The sequence below is a fragment of the Actinocatenispora comari genome (assembly GCF_017312725.1).
Classification (GTDB): Bacteria; Actinomycetota; Actinomycetes; order Mycobacteriales; family Micromonosporaceae; genus Actinocatenispora; species Actinocatenispora comari.
In genome coordinates, this window is the sequence record NZ_BOPO01000023.1 from 90,498 (window position 1) to 115,523 (window position 25,026).

Annotated in this window: 24 protein-coding genes and 1 pseudogene; 4 read left to right on the plus strand and 21 right to left on the minus strand. The window is 71.3% G+C overall.

Annotated elements, in window-relative coordinates; all coding sequences use genetic code 11:
- Positions 1-93 precede the first annotated feature (93 nt).
- The 12 genes and pseudogenes from NUM_RS08430 to NUM_RS08485 all read right to left on the minus strand — a co-directional run bounded on the left by NUM_RS08430 (position 94) and on the right by NUM_RS08485 (position 11,715).
- Positions 94-705 carry a hypothetical protein gene (locus NUM_RS08430; RefSeq protein ID WP_207124228.1) on the minus strand — a complete coding sequence of 204 codons (612 nt, stop codon included), beginning with the start codon at positions 703-705 and terminating at the stop codon, positions 94-96.
- A complete protein-coding gene (locus tag NUM_RS08435) occupies positions 702-1,967 on the minus strand; it encodes a nitroreductase family protein (RefSeq protein ID WP_207124229.1) in 1,266 nt (421 codons plus the stop codon). The genes NUM_RS08430 and NUM_RS08435 overlap by 4 nt, the downstream gene beginning before the upstream one ends.
- Positions 1,968-2,176: 209 nt before the next feature.
- The gene (locus NUM_RS08440) at positions 2,177-2,782 is read right to left on the minus strand and encodes a hypothetical protein (RefSeq protein ID WP_207124230.1); all 606 of its coding nucleotides are present in this window, start codon (positions 2,780-2,782) and stop codon (positions 2,177-2,179) included.
- Between the two features lie 28 nt (positions 2,783-2,810).
- Entirely contained in the window at positions 2,811-4,202 is a 1,392-nt protein-coding gene (locus tag NUM_RS08445) for a YcaO-like family protein (protein ID WP_207124231.1), read from the minus strand.
- Between the two features lie 171 nt (positions 4,203-4,373).
- Positions 4,374-4,595: a hypothetical protein gene (locus NUM_RS08450; RefSeq protein ID WP_207124232.1), complete on the minus strand. Its 222-nt coding sequence runs from the start codon at positions 4,593-4,595 to the stop codon at positions 4,374-4,376.
- 401 nt (positions 4,596-4,996) lie between these two features.
- Entirely contained in the window at positions 4,997-5,890 is an 894-nt protein-coding gene (locus NUM_RS08455; RefSeq protein WP_207124233.1) for a carbohydrate ABC transporter permease, read from the minus strand.
- Complete coding sequence (locus NUM_RS08460) at positions 5,887-6,885, minus strand: carbohydrate ABC transporter permease (protein ID WP_207124234.1); 999 nt, start codon at positions 6,883-6,885, stop codon at positions 5,887-5,889. Before NUM_RS08460 ends, NUM_RS08455 begins: the two co-directional genes overlap by 4 nt.
- Positions 6,882-8,291: an N-acetylglucosamine/diacetylchitobiose ABC transporter substrate-binding protein gene (gene ngcE, locus NUM_RS08465; RefSeq protein ID WP_207124235.1), complete on the minus strand. Its 1,410-nt coding sequence runs from the start codon at positions 8,289-8,291 to the stop codon at positions 6,882-6,884. The genes NUM_RS08460 and ngcE overlap by 4 nt, the downstream gene beginning before the upstream one ends.
- A gap of 58 nt (positions 8,292-8,349) precedes the next feature.
- On the minus strand, positions 8,350-8,697 hold the full coding sequence (locus NUM_RS08470; protein WP_207124236.1) for a phosphoheptose isomerase family protein: 348 nt from the start codon (positions 8,695-8,697) through the stop codon (positions 8,350-8,352).
- 396 nt (positions 8,698-9,093) lie between these two features.
- Positions 9,094-9,948, minus strand: coding sequence for a TrmH family RNA methyltransferase (locus NUM_RS08475; protein ID WP_207124237.1), 855 nt, complete (start codon positions 9,946-9,948; stop codon positions 9,094-9,096).
- Positions 9,949-10,195: 247 nt separating this feature from the next.
- A pseudogene (locus NUM_RS08480) lies at positions 10,196-11,275 on the minus strand (SPFH domain-containing protein); the annotation flags it as partial.
- Positions 11,275-11,715: an NfeD family protein gene (locus NUM_RS08485; protein ID WP_207124268.1), complete on the minus strand. Its 441-nt coding sequence runs from the start codon at positions 11,713-11,715 to the stop codon at positions 11,275-11,277. The pseudogene NUM_RS08480 and the gene NUM_RS08485, both read right to left, overlap by 1 nt.
- 140 nt (positions 11,716-11,855) lie before the next feature.
- Between NUM_RS08485 and NUM_RS08490 the strand changes: the two genes are divergently transcribed.
- Positions 11,856-13,196 carry a serine hydrolase domain-containing protein gene (locus tag NUM_RS08490; protein ID WP_207124238.1) on the plus strand — a complete coding sequence of 447 codons (1,341 nt, stop codon included), beginning with the start codon at positions 11,856-11,858 and terminating at the stop codon, positions 13,194-13,196.
- Positions 13,197-13,318: 122 nt separating this feature from the next.
- On the plus strand, positions 13,319-14,581 hold the full coding sequence (locus tag NUM_RS08495; RefSeq protein WP_207124239.1) for a C40 family peptidase: 1,263 nt from the start codon (positions 13,319-13,321) through the stop codon (positions 14,579-14,581).
- 9 nt (positions 14,582-14,590) lie between these two features.
- Here NUM_RS08495 and NUM_RS08500 read toward each other — a convergent pair whose 3' ends face one another.
- A complete protein-coding gene (locus NUM_RS08500; protein WP_225918420.1) occupies positions 14,591-15,439 on the minus strand; it encodes a DUF3097 domain-containing protein in 849 nt (282 codons plus the stop codon).
- A 145-nt stretch (positions 15,440-15,584) separates the two neighbouring features.
- Between NUM_RS08500 and NUM_RS08505 the strand changes: the two genes are divergently transcribed.
- A complete protein-coding gene (locus tag NUM_RS08505; RefSeq protein ID WP_225918421.1) occupies positions 15,585-16,370 on the plus strand; it encodes a hypothetical protein in 786 nt (261 codons plus the stop codon).
- A 198-nt stretch (positions 16,371-16,568) separates the two neighbouring features.
- On the opposite strand, the gene NUM_RS08510 is transcribed toward NUM_RS08505, so the two are convergent.
- On the minus strand, positions 16,569-16,886 hold the full coding sequence (locus NUM_RS08510) for a hypothetical protein (protein WP_207124241.1): 318 nt from the start codon (positions 16,884-16,886) through the stop codon (positions 16,569-16,571).
- Positions 16,887-16,972: 86 nt separating this feature from the next.
- Positions 16,973-17,608 carry a TetR/AcrR family transcriptional regulator gene (locus NUM_RS08515; protein WP_207124242.1) on the minus strand — a complete coding sequence of 212 codons (636 nt, stop codon included), beginning with the start codon at positions 17,606-17,608 and terminating at the stop codon, positions 16,973-16,975.
- An 88-nt stretch (positions 17,609-17,696) separates the two neighbouring features.
- Between NUM_RS08515 and NUM_RS08520 the strand changes: the two genes are divergently transcribed.
- Positions 17,697-18,410: an SDR family NAD(P)-dependent oxidoreductase gene (locus NUM_RS08520; protein WP_207124243.1), complete on the plus strand. Its 714-nt coding sequence runs from the start codon at positions 17,697-17,699 to the stop codon at positions 18,408-18,410.
- Between the two features lie 51 nt (positions 18,411-18,461).
- Here NUM_RS08520 and NUM_RS08525 read toward each other — a convergent pair whose 3' ends face one another.
- The 6 genes from NUM_RS08525 to NUM_RS08550 all read right to left on the minus strand — a co-directional run bounded on the left by NUM_RS08525 (position 18,462) and on the right by NUM_RS08550 (position 24,658).
- The gene (locus NUM_RS08525; protein WP_370466942.1) at positions 18,462-19,415 is read right to left on the minus strand and encodes a ferrochelatase; all 954 of its coding nucleotides are present in this window, start codon (positions 19,413-19,415) and stop codon (positions 18,462-18,464) included.
- Between the two features lie 90 nt (positions 19,416-19,505).
- Positions 19,506-20,276, minus strand: a complete 771-nt coding sequence (gene fabI, locus NUM_RS08530) for an enoyl-ACP reductase FabI (protein WP_207124245.1) — start codon at positions 20,274-20,276, stop codon at positions 19,506-19,508.
- A gap of 139 nt (positions 20,277-20,415) precedes the next feature.
- On the minus strand, positions 20,416-21,120 hold the full coding sequence (gene fabG / locus NUM_RS08535; protein WP_207124246.1) for a beta-ketoacyl-ACP reductase: 705 nt from the start codon (positions 21,118-21,120) through the stop codon (positions 20,416-20,418).
- Between the two features lie 132 nt (positions 21,121-21,252).
- Positions 21,253-22,203: a VWA domain-containing protein gene (locus NUM_RS08540; RefSeq protein ID WP_207124247.1), complete on the minus strand. Its 951-nt coding sequence runs from the start codon at positions 22,201-22,203 to the stop codon at positions 21,253-21,255.
- Between the two features lie 114 nt (positions 22,204-22,317).
- Positions 22,318-23,259, minus strand: a complete 942-nt coding sequence (locus tag NUM_RS08545) for a DUF58 domain-containing protein (protein ID WP_370466944.1) — start codon at positions 23,257-23,259, stop codon at positions 22,318-22,320.
- A 247-nt stretch (positions 23,260-23,506) separates the two neighbouring features.
- Positions 23,507-24,658 (minus strand): AAA family ATPase, encoded by a 1,152-nt coding sequence (locus NUM_RS08550; RefSeq protein WP_207124248.1) that lies wholly within the window; start codon positions 24,656-24,658, stop codon positions 23,507-23,509.
- Between the last annotated feature and the right edge of the window lie 368 nt (positions 24,659-25,026).

The window sequence follows — 25,026 nt, forward strand, 5'->3', positions numbered from 1 at the left end:
AGCGGCCACGGAGCCTCGCCGGTCGACGTCGCAGGTCGAGCCGACGTTGCCGGACCGGCCGAAGTTCCCGGCGCCCACGCATCGTCCATACCGCTACTCGCCTTCGCGACCGGACGGAAGGCTCATCGACAGGGAGACGATCGGGCGCAGCTCGAAGGGTTTGGCGCCGATCAGCCTGGTCCAGCGGGCTATGCTGTTCTCCGCCAGGATCGCGCCCTGCAGACCGGCGTCGAGGCCGGTCATCCATCCGCCCATCACCGCGCGCCCCGCCCGTATCGCCAGTGCGCCGTATTCCGGAGCGCCGATGCTCCGCAGGTCCATGGCCAGGACGAGCTGGATCGCGGGACCGTTCGCGTTCGGCCAGCTCTCCGTGACGTACTCCAGCTTCGCCGACACGGGAACGAACGAATCGTCGCCGTCCAGTCGGTACCACCCCGGCGCGAGACCCTCGACGTTCGCGGCGAGAAACAGCACCGCCAACGGCAGCCCAGCGACCTGAGCGGAGATGTCGGACGTCACTGCCACAAGCGTCCGCAACGGTACCGCGACGTCGCTGGTCAGACTGCGGACCGTGCGCCGTCGCCGCATGGTGTCGAGCGTGTGCGCCGCGGCCACCTCGACGCGTTCGAAATCGCGGTCGTCGATGTCGGATCCGCCCATCGCCCGGACCATCCCGGAAGGCTTTCCACCCGTGGCAGAACTCATGTCTCCACCTCCCGACGCCCTCGATCAGTGCGCATCCGCGCGACACAGGTGATGAACTCGTGCGGGGAGGTCAGGCCCAGCAGCGCGCGGAGCTCGACGGACGAGTGCACGCCCTCACGCGCCTCGACGTGCCAACCCAGCGCCGCCGCGCGAGCGGCCGCGTTGGCGAGCGCGCAGCCGGTTTCGAGCAGGGCGAGTTTGATTCCGAAGCTTCCGTACTTCCGCGCGTTGCGCCGCAGATCCGCCACCAGAACGAGCGCCGCGTCGGCGCCGTCCAGCAGACCCTTGATGCTCGGCTCGGGGCAGGCGACTTCGCGTTCGTGTACCTCCGCCGCCGCATCCGGCGGGCAGAGCCCCACGGTGACGCTCCCACCGGTACCACCGGCAGGCAGGATGTAGAACGCGTCGCACGATCTCAGGTCCCCGCCCGACGGGGTCAGCCGGCGGTGCGGCTCGGACGGGTTGGCGCCGGTCGCCGCTCGCCCGACGAGGCGGGCCCGGTGCAGCGGCGTGCCCGCCGGTGCCGAGTCGAGTGCCTCCTGGCGGTAGCCCAGCGCGGGGCGGTATCGCGGCATCGGCTCGCCGACCGGCATCGCGTCGCCGGCCTCGGTCCCCAGCTCGTACGTACCGAGCTCGTACCGGACCACCTCGTCGTCGGCGCCCGTGCCCGCACAGCCCATGCGCTCCAGACACTGCCGGCAGTCCGGGTCGACCGTCGCGTGCACGCTCCTCGTCCCCTGCGCGAGCGACACCTCGGTCACCGTGTTCTTCACGTGGCCGGCCTGGTAATGCAGGACCAGCGACGTGAGGCGCTGCACGGCGAGCGCCACGGTCACCTGCCACGAGCGCCTGCTCGCGGCCCGCGGCGAGGCACCGAGATCCTTGGCCAGGGCGCGAAAACACCGGAAACACGGGCTCATCGGCGAGTCGTCGAAGACCGGGCCGATCCGTGCCGACGACTCGTGCGCGCTGGCCAGCAGGACCGGTCCGCCGTCCGGCTCGTCGAGCTCGCCGCCCAGCCACAGCGCCACGTCGGCGTTGTCCGCGCCGACCGTGAAGCCCGATCGCTCCAGGCAGTCGGTCGCCACGTCGCGCACCACGGCGTCGTTCGTGACGACCCGGCAGACCGGTCTGCGGCCGTCACCGGCGGGGTCCCGCGCCAGCCAGAAACGTTCCGCCGGGGTGGCGCCCTGTGCCGTCGCGGCCAGGGCACCGGCCTGCCAGAGAATGCCGAGGGCATGGTCGGCATCCGGTTCACTCATGCCGAGTCGATCGGACACCGACCGCGAGGTGCCCCCGTGCAGCGTCGACCACACCTCGACGAGTCCCTCGAGCTCGTCTCGCGCACCGGTCAGACGAGCAGAACTCGTGGAACCCACGACCACCAGCGATCCGTCCCGCAGGAAACGGAGGTCGACCGCGGCATTGCGGTGGACTTCCGCCGGCCGGGAAACGAACGCGAGCTCATCACTCAGATCCATGACGTTCCCTCGAAGGTCGTCCGATCATCCATGGCGACGCCACACCGCCGGCAACCGTCGACCCCTTCGAACCGGCTCATCCGAAGGTCGGCACCATCGTGGGAGCTGTACCACGCCACCGCATCGTGGCCCACCGGATCGGAGACACCCACCTCGAGTATTCCCGCGCTCAGACAAACGTGGGCTGCCGTGTGGCCGGCGATCCGACGGAGCACGGAATTGTCCGGGTAGCTCCGCACGGCCTGCAGGTAGGTGCCGATCTTGTTGGACGCGTTCCGCTTCTGCTCCATCGCCGCGAAACAGTGGTAGCAACAGCGGGCGGCGGCGCCGGCGACGATGGGGCCGACACGCACATGGATCGGGTTGACGACCACCGGAACCAGGGCGAAGTCGTTGGCGATGGCCGCGTCGCTCACCGCGGCCAGCTCCCTCGCCGGCTCCCAGGACGCGGCGACGACGACGACAGAACCGGGGCCCGGCGGCGTCGCCACCAGGACGTCCTGTGCCGTTTCGGTCGGCGCGAGGTCGCAGCACAACGACCGAAGCTCCTGCCCGAACTCGTCCAGCGACAGCCACAGCACGGTGCCGTTTGCCACCTGGGCCTCCACGATAGCCGAATCAGGGTCACGCGAACGGCTGCGGCCAGGGGTTCAGCCCGCCTTCGTCGATCTCCATGCCGAACCTGTGCAGCGGGTACTCGTACATCCTCGGTTCGCCCCGGTAGCGGGCATAGGGAGAGATCGACATGGGCACCAGACCGAGGACGATGACGCGGACCACGACGATTCCGTGCGCTGCCGCCGATCGGGTGGTCAGGTCGATCGCCAGCACCTCGTGGCCGCGCTCGGTCAACCGCCGAACGAGACTGTCGAGCTGGTCCGAGCGTCCCGATTCCCCGAATCCTCGCTCCGGCATCGGTACCGGTGCCGGTGCCGGCCGGTCCGCCAGAAGAAACTCGAAGGCGGACTCGCGCTCGGCCACGCCCATGTAGACCGCACCGTCGACGACCGCCGAAATCTCCTCCGGCGTGGCGATCGGTGTGTCCTTGGCCGCCTGCATGATCGCCGAACGGCTGACGGCCGCCTCGCGCAGCACCTTGTCCGCGGCGGTCACCGGATCGAGCGCGGCGGCACAGTGTACGGACTGCCGCAGCCGGCGGTTGGCGTGATCCCGCTGCACGCAGTAGACGATGGACACCCCGTCGATGTCCGTGGTCGCGTCGAAGAGGTGATTGTCGATCCCGCGCCGCGCATCGTCGTCCAGGAGCCGCCGCGCTTGTTCCGACAACAAGCCGAGATCGAGGCGTGGCAGCGGAAGCCGGCATTCCCAGGTCAGCGCGATGGCGTCTCGTTCGATGACCTCGAGCAGGCCGGCGAGCAAGGCGTCGGTGGCGGAGACGTGCGCCGCATATCCCGTGGATATCGGTGCGACGAGCTGTTTGGATGCGTGCCCGTGCCGATCACCCAACAGCACCATCTCGACCGGTACCAGCTTGCGCTCACCGGTGGACAGGGAGCGCGCCATGACCCAGTCCAGCACGTCGTCCTCGTCCGGCTCGGACAACCCGCACCGGGGATCCGCATACTCGAGCTGCGAGCACCGGGGAAGCCGTGCCAACGGAATGGCTCGATCGCCCAGTTCTCGCCGCGCCGCGCGGACGATGTCCAGGTTGCTGCGCAGGAAGCCGGACTGCCGCTCCAGCATTTCGGAGACGGCCCGGGTCGCCGCCATCTCCGGTCGCCGGTAGTCGGTGCCGCAGCCCGAGATCTCGTGGTTGAGCTTCGTGAGTCTTCCCCGGTCGTCCCACTGGAGGATCGCAGAAGAATTGACCACGGAAATGCTGAAATCGGACGAATCGCCGTACAACGAGAACTGTTGCAACTTGTCGGTGGTGGAGACTGCTGGCGCGAGAGGTGGGTAGGTCTTCGACTCGAGCTCGACGGAAAGACTGGCCTTCGCCATGACCTTCGACAACCTTTCTTCCCGCGCCAGAGCCCCGCGCGTGGTACCGAGCACGCCACGAGCGTCGGTATCACCGGTTGAAGTAGGAAACAACACCCCTGATCACCGTGCTTTGCCAGCACCCACAAGAGCATTGTCCGTCATCTGCACCAGCCACATCCGACCCGCCGATTCGTGCCCGGCGATGGATTCATCGGCGTCGCTGCGTCCAGGGTGACCGCGGCGTCAGACCGCCTTTGCCACCTCGAGCTCGACCTCTTCCAGCTGGTCGAAGTACTCGGTGTTGACGTTCTGCCATTCCGGCCGGGACGCGCACATCATGCAATCGCCGCCCGCGCACGACGTGCACGCTCCGCAACCCAGGCATCCAGAGGAGCTGCCGGCACTCGGCGCAAACTCGTCCGCCGCGTGTCTCTCGATCGAGATACTGCCGAATCTCGTGGTCATGTTTCCTCCACTTCTTTGGCCAGGACGCAATCTGTCTACCGACGTCACAGGTCACTGTCAAGACCGCACAAGAGGCTCTATAGATAGTTCCACAGAAGCGGCCGAGGTGACCCGTTTCTGTTTACCGGCATCCTCGGGCCGCCATCCGATTGGCGGCCCTGTCTGAGCATCGATCCTCGGACCGCAACGAGAATCAGAGCTCACCGCCTTCCCCCTCCGGCAAGCAGCGAATGCACCCCGGGCACACGCAAGCGAAAAGCATGAGGCCCGAGCATCGCTGCCCGGGCCCCATACTCACTGCGACCTACAGTCACTTCGACGATCCCGCTGAGGGTGCCGGCACGGCATCCGGCGGGACCACCTCGTGTCTCATCCACTCCGCGCGGGGCGAACCCCGCCGGCTACTTCACCGCCCCGGCGACGACCGAGCCGCGCAGCTGCCGCTGGAAGATGATGTACACCACCAGCACCGGAGCCACGGTGATCACCACGGCGGCGAACAGCGCGCCGAAGTCGACCGCGTACCCGGCCTGCGACTGGAACTGCGACATCGCCTGGGTCAGCACCGAGTCGTCCGGCTTCAACACCGTCGGCAGCAGGAACTGGTTCCACAGACCGAGGAAGTTGAAGATCGCGACCGAGGCCATGCCCGGCCGGGCCATCGGCAGCATCACCTGGAAGAACGTGCGCCACTCGCCCGCGCCGTCGACCTGCGCCGCCTCGTACACGTCGAACGGCAGCCGTCGGAAGAACGCGTGCAGGAAGAACACCGTGAACGGCAGCGCGAACGCCACGTACGTGACGATCAGTCCGCCCAACGTGTTCAACAGGCTGAGGTTCTTCAGGATCGAGAACAGCGGCACGATCGCCAGGAACGGCGGAAAGGTCAGCCCGACGAGCATCAGGTAGTAGATGACCCGGTTGCCGAAGAACTTGAACCGGGCCAGCACGTACGAGCACATCGCGCCCAGCACCATCACGATGGCCAGCGAGCAGCCGACCACGATGACGGTGTTGATGAACGCCGGGCCGACCCCGGACTCGTTCCAGGCGGTCGCGTAGTTCTGCCAGTGGAAGCTGTGCGGCCAGGTGAGCGGGTTGCCCAGCGCCTCCTTCGTCGTCTTGAACGAGGAGACGAACACCCACAACAGCGGCAGCACGACCAGCAGCGACCAGAGGATCAGCACGATGTGCGCGACCACGTCGAAGCCGACCGAACGATCGTTGCTGCGACGGCGTGGTTGCCCGGCCGACCGCGGCGTGTCGGTGGGCTCGGTGACGGCGGTCTGGGTCATCGCCGACTCCCCTTCTCCCGGCCGCCGGTCACGGCGTTGACGATGAACACCAGCGCCGCGAACGCCAGCGTCACGACGGCGAGCATGACGCCCATCGACGTGGCGTACCCGAACTGGCCCTTGGTGAAGGCCGTCGTGTACAGGTCCTGGGACATCACCAGAGTGGAGTTCTGGGGGCCGCCATCGGGGTTCAACGCCGCCATGTAGACGAACGAGTCGAGCGCCGCGATCCCGACGTAGATGTAGGCGGTCTGGATGTTGTCCCGGATCAGCGGGATGACGATCGACACCGCGGTGCGCACCCGGCTGGCACCGTCGAGCCGGGCGGACTCGAAGATCTCCGGGTCGACGCCACGGATACCGGCGATGAACAGCACCATGTAGAACCCGACGAAGCTCCACACGATCACGAAGATCGAGGCGGCCATCGCGGTGCGCGAGTCGCCGAGCCAGGCGTAGTTCTTCGCGTCGTCGAACCCGAGGTGGGTCAGGACGGCGTTCAGGATGCCGGTGGTGGGGTCGTAGATCTGCGCCCAGATGATGCCGATGACGATGGCGGGAACCGCGTACGGGAAGAACGACACCACGCGGTACAGGTTGGACTTCGTCAGCCCGCGCACCGCGCCGGTGCCGCTGCCGCCGACCGTGACCACCGTGGCCAGCGCGAGGGCGAGCACGATCGTCACGAAGGGCACGACCAACCCGAGGATGATGCTGTTGCGCATCGACCGCAGGAACGTGTCGTCCTGGAACAACTTCACGTAGTTGTCGATCCCGATGAAGTTCATCGTCGCGCTGAAGCCGCCCCAGTCGGTCAGCGAGTAGTAGATCGCCTGCACGAACGGGGAGACGACGAACACCAGGAAGATGACCAGCGGCACGCCGAGGAACACCGCGAAGAAGCTCACCCGGTCGAAGGTGAGTCGCCTCCGGCGCCCTCGGCCGGCCGGCCGGGCAGGCCGGCCGGCCGAGGTGGTCGAAACGGTTGAACTCACGAAGTGACCTTGTTCTTCTTGATCGAGCTGTCGTTGGCGACCTTGTCGGTGATCTTCTGCAGCGCGCTGGTCAGCCCGGCGGTGTCGATCTTGCCGGACAGGAACGAGTTCCACGGCACGAGCATGTCGGGGTTGGTGCCGTAGAAGTCGATGAACTGGTAGTTGAAGACGTTCGTCCCGGCCTTGTCCAGCATCTGGGTCTGCGACTGCAGCGCGGTCGAGCCGAACCCGTCCGCCGGCACCAGGCCCTTGACGATGGTCGGGGCGAGCCGCGTCTTGCTGAAGTTGGTCGCGGCGTCCTTCGACAGCATCGCCCGCATGAGCTCCTTGCCGCCGGCCGGGTTCTTGCCGGTGCTCGGCACGATGTACGGCTCACCCGCGGCGCTGCGGATCGTCTCGTACGGCATCTGCGAGCTGCTCGTGAGCGTGAACTCCGGGATGCCCTTCATCTGGAAGCCGGCCTTGGTGGCCTTCTTCATCTCGTTCTCGATCCAGCCACCGGACGGGTAGAGGACCGCCTGCTGGTCGTTGCTCCACTTGGCCTGCGCCTTGGTGAACTGGGTGCCGGCACCGCCCGGGACGAAGTAGCCCTGCTTGACGCAGGTCTCCAGCTTCTTGAACACCGACTGGATGTTCTTGTCCGACCAGCACTTCGGCTTCAGGTTCTCCAGCGCCAGGCGGACGTCCGGGCCGCCCTCCTTGATGGCGGAGTCGATCGCGAGGGTCTGGTAGTAGGTCGCGGCCTCCTTGCCCCAGACGAAGAGGTACTTGCCCTTCTTCTTCGCCTTGGCGCCCAGGTCGATCGCCTCGTCCCAGGTCTTCGGCGGGGTCCAGCCGTTCGCGTCGAACAGCGAACCGGAGTACCAGATGCCGTACACGGTCATCGCGTAGTTCATCGCGACGAACTTGCCGCTGAACGTACCCGGGTCCTTCACGTGCGGGTACACGGTGTCGGCGATCTTGGTGCCCTCGTAGTTGTTCGCCTCGAAGACGTCGTCGAGCTCCGACAGGCTCTTCAGGACCGTGCTGAAACCGATCGCGTTGGCGCCGGAGTTGTCGATCAGGTCCGGCGGGTTGCCGCCGGCGAAGCGCGGCTGCAGCTGCTGGGCGATCTTCGTCGACGGTTTCACGGCCGACTTCGTACCCTGCTTCTTGTCGGCGATCTTCGCCGCGAAGGTCACGTAGTCGTAGCCGTAGCCGCCGTTGAAGATGACCGCGTCGATCGCCGAACCCTTGGCCACGCCGAACGGGTTGGTCGACGTCTTCTTGCCGGTCTTGGCCTTGTCTCCGCCGCCACTGCCCCCGGCGCAGCCGGCCAGTGCCGCGCCGAGCGGCGCGGCAGCGGCCACGGCCAGCGAACCCTGCAGCAGCCGCCGGCGACTGACCGGCTTGGTGTTCTCGTCCATGGTCTGAGGCGACCTTCCGTCGGAAACGGGACTCATGGTGGTCCTCGCCTTCGCTGGCTCAGGCGGCATGCCGGATCCTGCCGGCGTACCGCTGTTCAAGGATTCGGTTGTGCTGGTCCCCACCGGGGATATTGGCGGAAAGGTACACCGGGGGTTGCTCCCCGGCATCGAGCAGCCGTTGTACCACTTCGGCAACAATCGACCGCCCAGGCAACGCCGCGGTGCTCGACGAGATCGCTTCGCCCGCACCGCGGAGCGACAGTGCCGGCCCGGGAGTTTCGGCCAGCATGCCTTTGTGCGGCACACGATCGGGAAGATCGGCGAAACGATGGCCGTTCGGCTGCCGCGACTGTGCCCGAACGGTGTCCTGCGCAGAGGTGATCGGCAGTCGCCGACGAACGCGCACCGACCGCGCACCGTTTCGCCGCCCGGCCGTCACCGGGCGCTCGGTGCACCGAGCGGGCCGGAGCCACGTGGCGATCCACCGGTCCGGAACGGACCGGGTCGCCGCCGCAGCGGCCGCGCCGTCAACCGTCACCCAGCACCTCCCACCGACGGCCGTCATCGGTTCACGCCCGACGGGGGTGAGCGAACCGCGAAACGATGTCCAGCAGTTCGCCGAGCCGGGACTGTGACGATTCTTATCTACGATCTCATGAAGTCAAGTGCTCGAACGTAACGCTTTTCGATCAGACGTTGGCAAGGACTGCGCGCGACGTGCACGATCCGGCCTGAACGTACATATGCGGCGGCCGCAGTGGTCGGACCGACACGAGGCAACGTGGGCGGGTCCCGGCGCCGGTCAGTCGGTGCGGCACAGCTCCCAGCAGGCGACCGCGGCCGACGCGGCCACGTTGAGCGAATCGACCCCACCGCGCATCGGGATGCGCACCCGCACGTCGCTGGCCGACAGCGCGGCGCCGGACAGCCCCGGGCCCTCGGCACCGAACAGCAGGGCCGGTCGCCGGCGCTGCGCCGCGGTCAGGTCCTGTAGCCGGACCGCGTCCGGCGCGGGGGTCAGGGCGAGCACGGTGAACCCGGCCGCCCGGACCGCGGCGAGGCCGGCGGGCCAGGGCGTCAGCCGCGCGTACGGGATGGCGAACACCTCGCCCATGCTCACCCGCACGCTGCGCCGGTAGAGCGGGTCGGCGCAGGACGGCGAGAGCAGTACGGCGTCCAGGCCGAGACCGGCGGCGCCGCGGAAGACCGCACCGACGTTGGTGTGGTTGTTGACGTCCTCGAGAATCAGCACCCGGCGCGCGCCGGCGAGTACCTGCCCGACCGGCGGCAGCGGCCGGCGGTGGAACGAGGCGAGCACGCCCCGGTGCACGTGGAAGCCGGTGACCGCTTCGAGCACGTCCTGCCCCGCGGTGTACACCGGCGCGTCGAGGGTGGCGGCGAGGTCGGCGACCTGCCCGTACCGCTTGGTGTCGACCAGGATCGACCGGGGTCGGTAACCGGCCCGCAGCGCCCGCCGCAGCACCAGTTCACCTTCGGCGATGAACAGGCCGTGCGGCTGCTCGTACCGGGTGCGCAGCGCGACGTCGGTCAGTTCGCGGTAGTCGTCGAGTCGGGCGTCGGCGGCGTCGCCGACGACGCTGTCGCCGGGCGCCGGAGCGGGCGGTTGCGCGTGTACCACGCGACGATTCAACCGCACCGCGTCCGGCGCACCGACGAGGGCGTTACCGGCCGTCCGTGGGCGGCTGGCCGGCCGAGCGGTACACGCCGCCCGCGGGCGGCGGGGTCTGCCCGGTCACCGGCTGCGCGGACGGGGCCGGCGGAGCCGCCTGTGCGGACGGAGTCGGCGGGGCCGGCGGAGCCGCCTGTGCCGGCGGGGCCGGCGGCGCCTGCGGGGTGGCCGGCGCCGGTGCCGGCTGGCTCGCCGGCGCCGGGTCGGTCAGCTCGGACGCCGGCACGGGTGCGGCCGGCAGCGCCGGCTGCTCGCTCTTGACCCCCTGGTCGGGCCCGCTGACCTCGGCCGACGCCTCGGTCGCGGCGTCCGCGGCGGCCTTCGCCGCCTTCTCCGCCTCCGCCTCGGCCTCGGGCGCGAAGCCGGCGACCTCGTCGTCCGGCACGTACTCCGCGCTGGACTCGATGCCGTCGCCGCCGCCCATCATCTTGCCGAACGCGCCACCGAACCCCTCCAGCGCCTTGGTCAGCTCGGCCGGGATCACCCAGATCTTGTTCGACTGGCCAGCCGCGATCTGCGGCAGCGTCTGCAGGTACTGGTAGGCGAGCAGCTTCTGGTCCGGGTTGGCTCGGTGGATCGCGTCGGCGACCTGACGGATCGCCTTCGCCTGGCCCTCGGCCTGCAGCACCCGCGACTCCCGGTCACCCTGGGCCCGCAGGATCGCCGACTGCTTCTCGCCCTCGGCGGTCAGGATCTGCGACTGCTTGTGCCCCTCGGCCGTCAGGATCGCCGCCCGGCGGTCCCGCTCGGCGCGCATCTGCTTCTCCATCGAGTCACGGATGCTCGGCGGCGGCTCGATCGCCTTGATCTCGACCCGGTTGACCCGGATGCCCCACTTGCCGGTGGCCTCGTCGAGCACGCCGCGCAGCTGCCGGTTGATGTCGTCCCGGCTGGTCAGGGTGCGCTCCAGGTCCATCGAGCCGATCACGTTACGCAGCGTGGTGACGGTCAGCTGCTCGATGCCCTGCAGGAAGTTCGCGATCTCGTAGGTGGCACGCGCCGGGTCGGTGATCTGGAAGTAGAGCACCGTGTCGATCGACACGACCAGGTTGTCGGAGGTGATCACCGGCTGCGGCGGGAAGCTCACCACCTGCTCGCGCAGATCGACCTTGGTACGCACCCGGTCGACGAACGGCGCGAGCAGGTTCAGGCCCGGCCCCAACGTCTTCAGGTACTTACCGAGCCGTTCCACGATGTATGCCTGTTGCTGCGGCACGATCCGCACCGAGCGGATCAGCACGATCAGCACTATCAGCACGATGATGGCGACGATGACGCCGAGCACCGCGTCCATTACGGCATCCTCCACACCAGGGCGGTGGCGCCCTTGATCTTGATGATCTGCACCCGCTCACCGGGTTCGAATGTCTGTGTCGCGTCGAACGACCGGGCGGTCCACTCCTCGCCCTGGATCCGGACCAGGCCGTGGTGCTCGTCGACGCTCTCGAGCACCATCGCATCGGCGCCCTCCAGCGCCGCCACCCCCATCGGCTCGTGGTCGGAACGCTCCGCGGAGGAGCGCTGGTAGCGCACGATCATGGGTCGCACCGCCGCCAGGGTCGCCGCCGTGACCAGAGCGAACACGATGCCCTGCAGCCACACCGGCGCACCGAGTGCGGCCGCCGCGGCCGCCGCGAAGGCCCCCGCGGCCACCATGATCGCCACGAAGCTCAGAGAAAAGGCCTCGGCGACGGCCAAGACCACACCGAGTGCCAACCATATGATCGCCGCCACAAGTCGATCGTGACATGGCGACGCACCCGATGACACCTCCGCCCCGGCGCGAACCGGTAACCGTTGGCCGATCGTGCCGTTCTCGACCGTGATAACGTCCGCCCGCCCGCCGTTGATCATGCCCCATACAGGAGGATTGCGTGGCTGTCGACCCGAACATCCGCCCCGGTACCGTCGCGCAGGTCGACGCCGCCGTCGCCGCGGCGCAGGCCGCCGGCCGGGTGCCGTCGCTGATCGCCGGCGTGGTCCGCGACGGCGCGCTGGTGCACGTGGCCACCGCGGGCGAGACGCCCACGGCCACCGCGGACACCCAGTACCGGATCGGGTCGATCTCCAAGACGCTGACCGCGACGCTGGTGCTGCGGCTGCGCGACGCCGGCGGGCTCGCGCTCGACGACCCGTTGAAGCGACACCTGCCCGGTACGCCGGCGGGCGCGCTCACCGTGCGCCAGCTGCTCGGGCACGTGTCCGGGCTGCAGCGCGAGCCGGACGGCGAGTGGTGGGAACGCTCCGCCGGCGGTGACGTGGACGCGCTGCTGGCCGGCCTGGGCCCGGACAAGCTGGCCCGGCCGCCGTTCGCCGGCTACCACTACTCGAACCTCGCGTTCGGGCTGCTCGGCGCGCTGCTCACGCGCGCCACCGGGAAGCCGTGGTGGCAGCTGGTGCGGGAGCAGCTGCTCGCACCGCTGGGCATGACGCGCACCAGCTACCAGGCGACCGAGCCGTTCGCCCGCGGGTACGTGGTGCATCCGTGGGACGGCACGCTGCGCGAGGAGCCGCGGCACGACGCCGGTGCAATGGCGCCGGCCGGCCAGCTGTGGAGCACGGTGACCGACCTGGCCCGCTGGGCGGCGTTCCTGGCCGATCCGGCGACGGCCGGCGACGGCACGATCCTGGCCGCGCCGACCGGCGCCGAGATGACCGTGCCGGTCGCCATCAGCGACCTGGAGTCGTGGACCGCCGGCCACGGACTCGGCGTGGAGCTGTGGCGCCGCGGCGAGCGGGTCTACCTCGGCCACACCGGCTCGATGCCCGGCTACCTCGCGGTCCTGGTCGCGCACCGGCGCAGCCGCACCGCCGTGGTGGCGTTCGCGAACGCGTACACGATGCTCGGTGGCGGCATCGGCGGGTTCGGCATCAACCTGCTGACCACGGTGCTCGACGCCGAACCGGAACCGGTCGCCGGCTGGCGGCCGGGCGAGGTGCCGCCGGCCGAGGCCGCGCCGCTCACCGGCCGCTGGTGGTGGATGGGCCGGGAGTACGAGGCGAGCTGGGCCGACGACGCCCTGGTGCTGCGGTCGGTGACGCTGCCCGGCGGTACGCCGTGGCGCTTCACCCGGGAGGCGCCGGACGTCTGGCGCTGCCACACCGGGATGAACACCGGCGAGACCATGACCGTCCGGCGCACTCCGGACGGTGCGGTCGAGGCTCTGGACATCGCCACGTTCGTGTTCCGCCGGGAGGTGCTGCCGGCGGAGTGACCGCGGCGGGCAACTCGCACCAAGCGCGACCTTGCCGTGCAAACCGGTACCGGACACTGCGGACGGACCGGCCCTGACCGGGCGCGGTCTCGACACCCGATCGAGTTAACCTCGCCCGGTCCGTGGGTGCGTCGGTCGACATCACCCTTGACTGGTGCCACGTGCTCGCCTGGGAGGTGTCCGCAGTGCAGCCCGCTTCACCCCTTCAGCCGGCTTCGCGGCGTGTCCGGTGCCGCTGGCCGGAAGCCGCCCGCCTGCCCTGGTCCGCGCTGCTCGCCGCCCCGACCGTGCTGGCCGTCCTGCTCGCGCTGGTGCCGGCCACCTCGGCTGCGGCCGCGCCGAACGGCGTCCGGTCGACCGACAGCGTGGCGGCCCGCGTCGGGCAGCTCAGCGCGCAGCTGGCCAAGGCCGACGCCGACCTGCGCCAGGCGTCGGTGCGCGCGTCGGTGGCGATCGAGAAGTACGAGCGGGCCGCGGTGCGGCAGCGCAAAGCGGCCGACGCGCTGGCCGCCGCGCGCCGCAGGACGAAGTCGGCCGGCCAGGCGGTCGACCGGCAGCAGGACCGGGTCGGCCTGATGGTGCGGCGCAACTACGAACTCGGTGGGGTGCTGGGCACCACCGCGAGCGTGCTGGCGGGCAAGCCGTCCGACCTGATCACCAACCTGGGCTACCTGCGCTACGTCGGCAACCGGCAGGCGGCCACGCTCACCCGGTACCGGCAGTCCAAGGGGCTCGCGGTGCTCGCCGAGGGGACCGCCCGCTCCGCGCTGAAGGCGGCGAACACCGCGCGCAAGAAGGCCGCGAGCGCCAAGGCCGCCGCGCAGCAGGCCGTCGACCAGCGGCACAAGCGGGTCGCGACGCTGACCGCGCAGCGCGACAAGGTGCAGGGCCAGCTGGACACGATCGAGGCGCACAACAAGTCGGTGCGGGCGGCCGCGGCGGCGCGGGAGGAGCGGCAGGCCGCGGCGCAGCGGCGCTCGGCCGACACCGCGACCGAGGTCTCCGCCTCCACCGGCGGCGGCGCCATGGTGGCGGTCCGTGCCGCGCTCGCCCAGCAGGGCAAGCCGTACGTGTGGGACGCGGCCGACCCGTCGGTCGGGTTCGACTGCTCGGGGCTCGCGCTCTACGCCTACCAGCAGATCGGGATCGAGCTGCCGCACTCGGCGGAGTACCAGTACCTGCAGGGCCGGCACGTGTCGTCGAACGCGCTGCAACCCGGCGACCTGCTGTTCTACTCGTACAACGGGCGGGTGTCCGGGATCCACCACGTCACCATGTACATCGGCAACGGGCAGATCGTGCAGGCCGCGGACTTCGGCATCCCGGTGCAGGTGGTCCCGGCGTACTTCGACTTCGGCTACCTCGGCGCGACCCGGCTGGCCTGACCGCGCGGGTCAGTCCGCCGGGGCGGTGACGAAGTCGATCAGGTGCTCGACGGCGCCCAGCAGCGGCGCCTCCACGTCCCGGTAGTCGCGCACCGAGCCGAGGATCCGGCGCCACAGCGCGCCCGGGTCGCTGACCCCCAGCGCGGCGCAGACGCCCTCCTTCCACGGCTGCCCCTTCGGTACCTCGGGCCAGGCCCGGATGCCGATCTTCGCCGGCTTCACCGCCTGCCAGACGTCGACGTACGGGTGGCCGGTGACCAGCACGTACGGGGAGGTCACCTGGGCGACGATCCGGCTCTCCTTGCTGCCGGCGACCAGGTGGTCGACCAGCACCCCGAGCCGCCGTTCGGGGCCCGGCTCGAACTGCGCCACCGCGCCGACCAGGTCGTCCACCCCGGACAGCGGCTCCACCACGACACCCTCGACCCGCAGGTCGTCGCCCCAGATCCGCTCCACCAGCGCCGCGTCGTGGATGCCCTCCACCCAGATCCGGCTGGCCCGGGCCACCTTCGCCGGTGAGTCCGGTACCGCGATCGAACCGGAGGCGGTGAGCCGACGCACCGCGGGCGTCGCCGGACGTGCCGGCCGGCGCAACGTCACCACCCGGCCGTCGACCAGGAATCCGCCTGGTACCAGCGGAAACAGCCGCCGTTTGTCGTGCCGGTCGGCCAGCACCACGGCGTCGGCCTCGAACCCGACCACGGCGCCGCAGAACCCGCCGTCGGCGTCCTCCACGACCAGCCCCGGCTCGGCGTCGACCACCGGCACCTTCGGGCGCCGGTTGCGGTCGCCGGCGAGCACGTCGGTGCCGTAACGGTCGGCGGGCCGGTCGTCCCGGCGGCGAAACGGACTGCGCACGTCGCGACCGTAGCCGGCGGACGCGGATCCGGTCACGCCGGCACGCCGGGTACGTGGGCGGCAGTCGCCGGGCGCCACCCCCACGACGTGGTGCGCACCAGGCTCCCGGGCCGCTGTCGCGCGGCAGGTCGTTACCCTGGGAGCCATGTCCGCTGATCCGGTCCAGTCCGTGGCGACCAGTGTGCGGCCCACCGTGCGGCTCACCCCGTGGATCCGCTCCTGGCGGGCCGGGCTGGTGCCGTTCGACGACGCCGCCGTGGCGCTGGAGGACGGCACCGACCACGCGGTGCTGGACATGCCGGGCAGCGTGCGGGACCAGACCCTGCGGGAGGCGTTGACCGGCCTGGCGAAGCTGCCACCCGAGCGGATCCGGCTGGTCCTGCCGGCGCCCGGCGACCCGCGCGGGCTGCCCGGCCCCGGCCCGTTCACCTCCGCCGCACTGCTCGCCGGCGAGGGCATCGTCGCCGGCGACGTCGGCCTGGTGCCGGAGCCGCGGGAGTACACGTCCGGGTCCGGCGACACGTGGCTCGCGATCACCTGGCGCGGGTACGAGATCGCCTCCGGCGGGGTGCCGGCGGAGCTGGTGACCCCATCCGAGGCGGAGGCCGAGCTGGGGCTGGCGCTGGCCGCGTCCACCCAGGCGCTCGCCGAGCTGGACGTGGCCCGCTGGCGGCCGTCGCTCGCCCCGGCGTTGACCGCGCTGCGCCGGGGCGGGGGCAGCGCCGACCTGCCCGCCGGGTACGACCCGCGCAGCCGCCGGCTCTACGCCCGGGCCGGCATGCTCGACCGGGTGCTGGCGCTCGCCGAGCACGACGAGCCCGGCGGCGCGATCAACGCGTACGAGGCGAACCAGCGGGCCGCGGCGCTGCGCCCGCTCGCCACCGCCTGCCGCCGCGCCCTCGTCGCCGCCTGCAACTCGCCCCTGCACTGACCGGTCGTCGTCGGGCGCGCACCACCGTCCCGCCGACCCCCGGGCACCCGACCGCGCCGCACCGATCCCACGGCGCCCGCACGCCACGTCAGCGGCGGCCGCGCTCCACGTCGGCGGCGCGCCTGCTCCACGTCAGCGGCACCCGTGCTCCGCGTCAGCGCCGCCCGGGCTCCGCGTCGGCGGCGCCGGTGCTCCAGTTCAGCGGTGGCCGACGAACGCGAGCGCCTCCCGGGCGAGCGGCAGCCAGGCCAGCCCGGAGGTCGGGTCCAGGCTGAACCACTCCTTCATCGGGGTGCCCTTGTTGGCGTCGAACCGGACGCCTTCGCCGTCGTCGACCAGCGCGTCGACCCGGGACCGCGGCAGCTTCAGCACCAGCCGGCCGCGCACCAGCATGGCGAAGATCCGGTTGTCCACCCGCATCGCGGACGAGCCGAACCCGCTGCCGGACGGCGGGGTGACGCCGGGGCTGCCGAGCAGCTCCCCCACCAGTTCCTCGAACCGCGCAGCGACGTCCACGGCGGCCCCCTCCCGATCGGATCGCCCTCGGGATGCCGACGGTAGCCGCCCGCACCGACATTCCGCGGTACCAGCGCCGGGACGGGTCAGTCGCAGCCGCCCAGTGCCCGGTCGACCTCGGCGGGCGAGAGCGGCGGCGCCGGCAGCGGGTGTGCACCCTCGGCGCGTAGCCCGTCGAGCATCAGCGCGAGGTGCCGGTGCCGGGCGTGCGTGCCGATGCCGGTGGTGGCGGCGACCGTCGCGGCGTGCCCCCAGAACACGAACGCCAGGTCGGCCAGCGTCACGTCGGCGCGCAGCGCGCCGGCCCGCTGCGCCCGGCGCACGATGCGCAGCATCTGCCGGTACCCGTCCCGCAGCGCGGCCCGGGTCTGCGCGGAGTGCCGGACGGTCCGGCCGGTCAGGTCCCGGTACCCGCGGTCGGCCGCCTGCAGGTCGCAGATCCGGGTGACGAAGTGGACGAACCCCTCCCACGCGTCGTCGTACGACAGTGCCTGCGCGGCGATCGCCGCGGTCGCGGCGACCTGGTCGGCGCAGGCGGCGTCGATCAGCGCGTCCCGGGTGGGGAACCGGTTGTACAGGGTGCCGATGCTGACGCCGGCCTGCCGGGCGATGTCCTCCAGCGGGGCGTCGAGCCCGCGGGCGGCGAACACCGTCCGGGCCGCCTCGACGAGACGTTCCCGGTTCCGGCGGGCGTCGGCCCGCAGTGGTCGCTCCTCGGTCATGGCACCAGCGTAAGCGATGTTGAGGCGAACCTCAGGTTGGTGCTACCGTGCCTAACTTGAGACAACACTCAACTTATTGGGAGCGACGATGACACGATCGATGGCGATCATCAACACCGGGCCGGGCCTCGGGCTGGCGGCGGCCCGCCGGTTCGGCCGGCAGGGATACCGGCTCGCGCTCGTGGCCCGCAACGGCGAGCGGCTCGACCGGTTCGTCGCCGAGCTGGCGGCGGACGGCGTCACCGCCGTCGGGTACCCGGCGGACCTCGCCGAACCGGGCGCGGTGGAGCGGGTCGCGACCGCCGTCGAGGCGGCGCACGGCCCGCTCGACGTGCTGTACCTCAACGGGCAGCCGGCCGCCGACCGCATCGCCGCACCGCTGGACGTGGACCCCGACAACCTGCGCGCTCAGCTCGATGCGCTGGTGTACAACCCGGTCACGCTGGTACGGCGGTTCCTGCCGCCGATGCTCGCGCGCGGCGACGGCGCGATCCTGGTCAGCCTCGGCGCGTCCGCGACCACCCCGATACCGATGCTCGCCAACGTCGGAATCGCGATGGCCGGGCTGCGCAACTACGTGCACACGCTGCACGGCGCGCTCGCCGAGCGTGGTGTCTACGCCGGCGTGCTCACCATCGGCGCGCTGGTCGCCGGCAGCGACCCGGAACGGATGCTCGACGCGGCCCGGTCCGAGCCGCCGGCCGAGGTGCTCGACCCGGCCGACCTTGCCGACACGCTGTGGCGGATGCACACCGACCGCGCCAGCGTCGAGGAACGGGCCGGCGCACTCGCCCGTGTCTGAGCAACGCGCGCCTCGCCGTCGGCGACGACGGGCGCGCCGGTACCGGTGGGGTCAGCGGCGGGGCGGGAGGGCGCAGCAGCCGTCCGCGCAGGTGTCCCAGACGGGCAGGGTGCCGAGCCGACGGCGCGGGGTCGCCGGGTCGAGCCGCTCGGTGACCAGCTCCCGGACCATCGCCACGAAGCGCGGATCGGTACCGGGCGTGGCGGCGCGGGCGTAACCCAGCCCGAGCCGCTTCGCCGTCTCCGCCGCCTCGTTGTCGAGATCCCAGCGGACCTCCATGTGGTCGGAGACGAACCCGATCGGACTGACCGCGACGTTCGCCACGCCCCGCGCGGCGAGCGACTCCAGGTGGTCGTTGATGTCCGGCGAAAGCCACGGCACCTGCGGCGGGCCGGACCGCGACTGCCAGACCAGGTCGTGCCCGCCCTCGACGCCGGCCCGGTCGGCGACCAGCTCGGCCAGTTCGGTGAGCTGGTCGGTGTAGCGGTCGCCGGTCGGGCCCGCCGTGCGGTTCATCGCCAGCGGCACCGAGTGGGCGGTGAACACCACCCGGGTCTCCCCCGCCGGCAACGTGTCCAGCGCCGACCGCAGCGCGTCGGCGTGCGGCTCGACGAACCCGGGATGGTCGTAGAACTGGCGCAGCTTGTCGACCGCCGGGGCGCCCGGGCCGACCTTGGCCCGGGCCGCCACGATGTCCTCCAGGTACTGCCGGCACGACGAGTACGAGCCGAACGCGCTGGTGGCGAACGCCAGGGCGTGCCGCACGCCGTCGTCGCGCATCCGGGCCAGGGTGTCCGCGAGGTACGGATCCCAGTTCCGGTTGCCCCAGTAGATCGGCAGGTCGATGCCGTGCGCACCGAACTCGACCCGGACCGCGTCGAGCAGCTCACGGCACTGCTGGTTGATCGGCGACACGCCGCCGAAGTGCTGGTAGTGCTCGGCGACCTCGGCCAGCCGGGCGTCCGGGACGCCACGGCCGGCGGTCACGTTGCGCAGGAACGGCATGACGTCGTCGGGGCCCTCCGGGCCGCCGAACGACAGCAACAGGAACGCGTCGTACACGCCTCTATCTTCTACCACCGGTAGATGGCGGGCTCAGGCGCCCACCGCATGGAAGCCGCCGTCGACGTGGATGACCGTACCGGTGGTGGCGGGGAACCAGTCGGACAGCAGGGCGCAGACCGCCCGGCCGGCCGCCTCGGTGTCGGTCAGGTCCCACCCCAGCGGGGCCCGCTCGACCCACTTGTCCTCGAACTGCTCGAAGCCCGGGATCGACTTCGCCGCCATGGTGCGCAGCGGGCCGGCCGACACCAGGTTGGACCGGATGCCCTGCTTGCCCAGGTGCAGCGCCAGGTAGCGGCTGGCCGACTCCAGACCCGCCTTCGCCACGCCCATCCAGTCGTACACCGGCCAGGCCAGGGTGGCGTCGAAGGTCAGGCCGACGATCGAGGAGCCGCGACCCAGCAGCGGCAGGCATGCCATCGCGAGCGCCTTGTACGAGTACGTGGAGACCTGCACCGCGGTGGCGACGTCGTCCCACTCGGCGTTGAGGAACTCGCCGCCCAGCACCGACTGCGGCGCGAACCCGATCGAGTGCACCACCCCGTCCAGCCCGTCGACCTGCTCGCGCACCCGGTCGGCCAGGCCGGCCAGCTGCTCGGCGCTGGTCACGTCCAGCTCGATGATCTCGCCCACCGGCTCCGGCAGCCGCTTCGCGATCCGCTCCACCAGCGACATCCGCCCGAACCCGGTGAGCACGACCTGCGCGCCCTGCTCCTGGGCCAGCTTCGCCGCGGAGAACGCGATCGACTGGTCGGTCAGCACGCCGGTGATCAGCAGCCGCTTGCCGTCGAGAAGTCCACTCACGCTCGCTCGTCTCCTAGCTCGTGTACTCGGCCGTGCCGCCGGCTGATCCGTGGCCGTGCCCGCTCCAACGATCCGCGCCCGTACCGCGTGGATGATCGCCGTGCCGCTCCGGTCATCCACGCCCGCACCGCTCGGGTGGTCAGTGGCCCATGCCGAGGCCGCCGTCGACCGGCAGCACCGCGCCGGTGATGTAGCCCGCCTCGTCGGAGGCGAGGAACCCGACCGCCGCGGCGACCTCGTCGACCTGCGCGAACCGGCCGCCCGGGATCTCGCCGAGGAGCTGGTCGCGGCGCGCCTGCGGCAGCTCGGCGGTCATGTCGGTCTCGATCATCCCGGGCGCGACCACGTTCGCGGTGATGTTGCGCGAGCCCAGCTCCCGGGTGATCGACCGGGCCAGCCCGACGAGGCCCGCCTTGCTCGCCGCGTAGTTGGTCTGGCCCGGGTTGCCGGACAGCCCGGCCACCGACGAGATGAAGATCATCCGGCCCCAGCGGGCCCGCAGCATCTTCTTCGCGGCCCGCTTCGCGCACCGCCACGAGCCGGCCAGGTTGGTCTCCAGCACCGAGGAGAACTGCTCCTCGCTCATCCGCAGCAGCAGCGTGTCGGCGGTGATGCCGGCGTTGGCCACCAGCACCTCGACCGGGCCCAGCTCCGCCTCGATCTGGTCGAACGCGGCGTCCACCTGCGCCGGATCGGTGATGTCGCAGCGCACCCCGTACAACCCGGCCGGGACGTCGCTGCCGCGGTGGGTGACCGCGACCCGGTCGCCCTGCTTCGCGAACCGCTGCGCGATGGCCAGGCCGATCCCGCGATTGCCACCGGTCACCAGGACGGTACGAGGCATCTGCACTCCCTGTTGCGATCCTCGCCGGCCGGGAACGGCCGGCGACTGCCGTCTCGCCGGCCGCGAGCGGCCGCCACGGCCCCAGAGACTACCGTCGGGCCGCGCCGACCGGCCGGGCGAGGTCGGCCGCCGTCACGGCATCCGGGACGACCAGAGCAGGCTCATCGCCGCCGCCGCCAGCCCGAACAACAGCCCGAACCCGATGTACCACTGGGCGATCTCCTTCGCCATCGTGCGATGACCGATCGACGAACCCATGTCCTGGTACACCTGTCTGAGCTCGGTGGCGCTCGCCGCCGCGTAGTAGTGGCCCTTGGTCATGTCGGCGAGCTTGTGCAGCGACTGCTTGTCCACCGGTACCGGGGTGGTCTGGCCACCGATCGACACGTGCCCGTGGTCGGTGCCGAACGCGATCGTGGACACCGGCACGTTCGCCGCCGACGACGCCTTGCCGGCGTCCTCGATGGTGCGGCCGTAGGTGCGGAAGCCGTCCGACAGCAACACGATCCGGGCCGGCGGCGCACCGGACGCGCCGTCCGCCGGGACCGTGGCGATCGCCTGCAGCGACGTGAACACCGCCTCGCCGGTGGCGGTCGACTCGGCCAGCCGCAACCCGTTGATCGCCGAGTACACCTGGTCGCGGTCCTTGGTCGGGGAGGCCACCACGTTCGCCGCCTTCGCGAACGAGACCACGCCGACGTTGAAGTTGCGCGGCAACTGCTTGACGAAGTCCTTAGCCGCGGACTGCGCCGCGCGCAGCCGGTTCGGGGCGACGTCGGTCGCCTCCATCGACAGCGACACGTCGATGGCGAGGATGACGGTGGCCCGCTCCATCGGCTGCTGCACGTCCACCGCCGGCCGGGCCATCCCCAGCGCCAACGCCAACAGCGACAGCACCAGCGCACCCGCCGAGGCGTGCCGGCGCCAGCCGATCCCGCGCGGGGTCAGCCGCTGCAACAGTTCCAGGTTGGAGAAGCGCATCGCGAACGAGCGGCGGTGCAGCTGCACCCACACGTACACCCCGGCCAGGGCCAGCACCGGGACGATGGCGAGCAGCCACCACGGAGACAGGAAGCGGATCATGCGGGGCCCCCGCGGAAGTGTGAAACGAAGCGGAACGGTGTGCTGCGGTGCCTCATGCGCGGCCCCCGCGGACGTACGAGACGGAGCGGGGCGGCCCGCCGCCGGGTGGATCGGTCATCGGGTCGTCCCCCTGGTCCGGGCGTGCCGCTGCGCGGCGACGAACCGGACGATGTCCAGCAGCCAGTCGGAGTCGGTGCGCAGCCGCAGATGGCCGACCCCGGCGTGCCGCAGCGCCGCCGAGATCGCCGCGCGCTGTTCGCTCGCCGCCGCCGCGTACCGGGCCCGGACCGCCGGCGTGGTCTGCACCTCGTGCACCAGGCCGGTCTCCGGGTCGACCAGCTCCAACACCCCGACGTCCGGCAGTTCCAGCTCGCGCGGGTCGAGCACCTCGACCGCCAGCACGTCGTGCCGCACCGCGAGCCGCCGCAACGGCCGCTCCCAGCCCGTCGGGGCGAGGAAGTCGGAGATCACCACGGCCATCCCGCGCCGCCGCGGCGGCCGGTTCAGCGCGTCGATCAACGCGGCCAGATCGGTGCGGCCACCCGCCGCCGGCCGCTCGGTACGCGCCACGCTGCGCAGCAACGTCTGCGCGCCCCGCCGGCCGGGCCGTGCCGGCACCCGGTAGGTGTCCGAGCCGGTGCCGATCACCGCGCCGATCCGGTTGCCGCCGCGCACCGTCAGGTGCGACATCGCCGCCACCGCGGCGATCGCGAGGTCACGCTTCAGGCAGTCCGCGGTACCGAAGTCCAGGCTCGCCGACAGATCGACCGCGAGCCAGGTCTCCAGCTCCCGGTCCACGATGGTCTGCCGCACGTGCGGCACCGTGGTTCGCGCGGTGACCGGCCAGTCCATCCGCCGCACGTCGTCGCCCGGCCGGTACTCCCGGGACTCGCCCGGCTCGGTGCCCGGCCCCGGCAGCAGGCCCAGGTAGTCGCCCTGCAGCAGACCGTCCAGCTTGCGGGTCACCAGCAGCTGCAGGCGGGACAACGTGACCTCGGAGCGGCCCACGTCCAGCTGCGGTGCCACGGCCCGCTCCCGGGTCGAGTGCCGCCGCAGCCGGCCCAGCGCGGCAAGGCTCCCCCGGCTCACGCCCGCTCACCCACCACCGGTGCGCGCGACCTCGCCTCCGAACCCAGGGTGTGTCTGGTGGATCTTCCGGCCGGCTGCGGCGGCCCCATTCGCCCGCTCGCCGCGTTGTCGGCACGGGCGCATACGACACCGGTATGCACCCGCACCTCCGCCTTGCGAGCGAACGAATGGGACTCGCCTCGCTCGGCCAAGATCCACCAGACACGCCCTAGCGTCACAGGCCACGCCCCGGCTGCGGCCAGGCGCCGGCCGGCTGCGGCGTACCGGAGGACGGCGCGGCACTCGCCGGGGCGTCCGCGTTCTGCCGCGGCGCCACCGTGGGCAGCGGCACGGTGGCGAGCACCCGGTCGACGATCTGCTCCGCCGGGATGCCATCCGCCAACGCGTCGTACGACAGCACCAGCCGGTGCCGCAGGATGTCCGGCGCGATGTCCTGGATGTCGGCCGGCAGCGCGTAGTCGCGACCCCGCAGCAGCGCCAGCGCCCGCGCCGCCCGCACGATGCCCAGCGACGCGCGCGGGCTCGCGCCGTACTGCACCAGGCCGGCGACGTCGGGCATGCCGTACTCGGCCGGGGTGCGGGTGGACAGCACCAGCCGCACCGCGTAGTCGACCAGCGCGTTGTGCACGAACACCTCGTCGGCCTTGGCCTGCAGGCCGATCAGGTCGCTGGTGGAGAACACCGCGGTCGGCTCCGGCGTCGACACCCCGACCCGGTAGACGATCTCCCGCTCCTCCACGTCGGTCGGGTAACCGACCTGGATCTTCAGCAGGAACCGGTCGCGTTGCGCCTCGGGCAGCGGGTACACACCCTCCTGCTCGATCGGGTTCTGCGTCGCCATCACCAGGAACGGGTGCGGCACCTCGTGCGTCTCGCCGCCGATCGACACCTGCTGCTCGGCCATGACCTCCAGCAGCGCCGACTGCACCTTCGCCGGCGCCCGGTTGATCTCGTCGGCGAGCAGGAAGTTGACGAACACCGGGCCCAGCTCGACGTCGAACTTCTCGCTGCCCTGCCGGTAGATCCGGGTGCCCACCACGTCGGCCGGCACCAGGTCGGGCGTGAACTGGATGCGCGCGAACGAACCGCCGACCACCTTGGCCAACGTCTCCACCGCGAGCGTCTTCGCGACCCCCGGCACGCCCTCGATCAGGCAGTGCCCGCGGGCGAGCAGCGAGACGAACATCCGCTCGATCATCCGGTCCTGCCCGACGATCACTCGCTTGACCTCGAACAGCGCCTTCTCGAGCAGGGTCGCATCCTGAGCTGGTGTGGTCTGCTGGGCCACCTGACCTCCACGGCACGTCACCGACTGCGCTTCGCCGCCGCCGCCCCCGGCGCCCGGCCGCCACCCATCGTCGCGCATCCTTGCGAGTCCAAGCCTCCCACGACAGGCTGGGTACGCGCTGGGCGGGTGCGCGCGCGCCACCCCTCCCGTTGCGCTGCGGCACCGTGCGACACCCGTACGCCATGACGGTGAAGAACACGCCGAAATCACTACGGACGGCCGTCCTGTCGGGTAGACAACCGCCTCTGCCTCGTGTGTACCATTGCACCGTCGCCGGGCGGCTTCCCCCGTGGTCGCCCGGCGGCTTCATCCCTCGGTGTTCCCTGCTCGCCGCTGCGCGGGCTCGGCCGGGGGATTTCGCATGTCTTCTGGGGGCGCGGCCCCCAGGCCCCGCGCCGGCGGGGCTTCGCCCCCCGGCACCCCCCGACCTCTCCCGGGTCGGCGAG

What these genes read in the sequence shown, in the direction of transcription:
- NUM_RS08430 (WP_207124228.1), bottom strand. Translation starts at nt 705, where the DNA reads ATGAGTTCTGCCACGGGTGGAAAGCCTTCCGGGATGGTCCGGGCGATG.
- NUM_RS08435 (WP_207124229.1), bottom strand. Translation starts at nt 1,967, where the DNA reads ATGAGTGAACCGGATGCCGACCATGCCCTCGGCATTCTCTGGCAGGCC.
- NUM_RS08450 (WP_207124232.1), bottom strand. Translation starts at nt 4,595, where the DNA reads ATGACCACGAGATTCGGCAGTATCTCGATCGAGAGACACGCGGCGGAC.
- NUM_RS08455 (WP_207124233.1), bottom strand. Translation starts at nt 5,890, where the DNA reads ATGACCCAGACCGCCGTCACCGAGCCCACCGACACGCCGCGGTCGGCC.
- ngcE (WP_207124235.1), bottom strand. Translation starts at nt 8,291, where the DNA reads ATGGACGAGAACACCAAGCCGGTCAGTCGCCGGCGGCTGCTGCAGGGT.
- NUM_RS08505 (WP_225918421.1), top strand. Translation starts at nt 15,585, where the DNA reads ATGTCCGCTGATCCGGTCCAGTCCGTGGCGACCAGTGTGCGGCCCACC.
- NUM_RS08515 (WP_207124242.1), bottom strand. Translation starts at nt 17,608, where the DNA reads ATGACCGAGGAGCGACCACTGCGGGCCGACGCCCGCCGGAACCGGGAA.
- NUM_RS08520 (WP_207124243.1), top strand. Translation starts at nt 17,697, where the DNA reads ATGACACGATCGATGGCGATCATCAACACCGGGCCGGGCCTCGGGCTG.
- NUM_RS08525 (WP_370466942.1), bottom strand. Translation starts at nt 19,415, where the DNA reads ATGCCGTTCCTGCGCAACGTGACCGCCGGCCGTGGCGTCCCGGACGCC.
- fabG (WP_207124246.1), bottom strand. Translation starts at nt 21,120, where the DNA reads ATGCCTCGTACCGTCCTGGTGACCGGTGGCAATCGCGGGATCGGCCTG.
- NUM_RS08540 (WP_207124247.1), bottom strand. Translation starts at nt 22,203, where the DNA reads ATGATCCGCTTCCTGTCTCCGTGGTGGCTGCTCGCCATCGTCCCGGTG.
- NUM_RS08550 (WP_207124248.1), bottom strand. Translation starts at nt 24,658, where the DNA reads ATGCGCGACGATGGGTGGCGGCCGGGCGCCGGGGGCGGCGGCGGCGAA.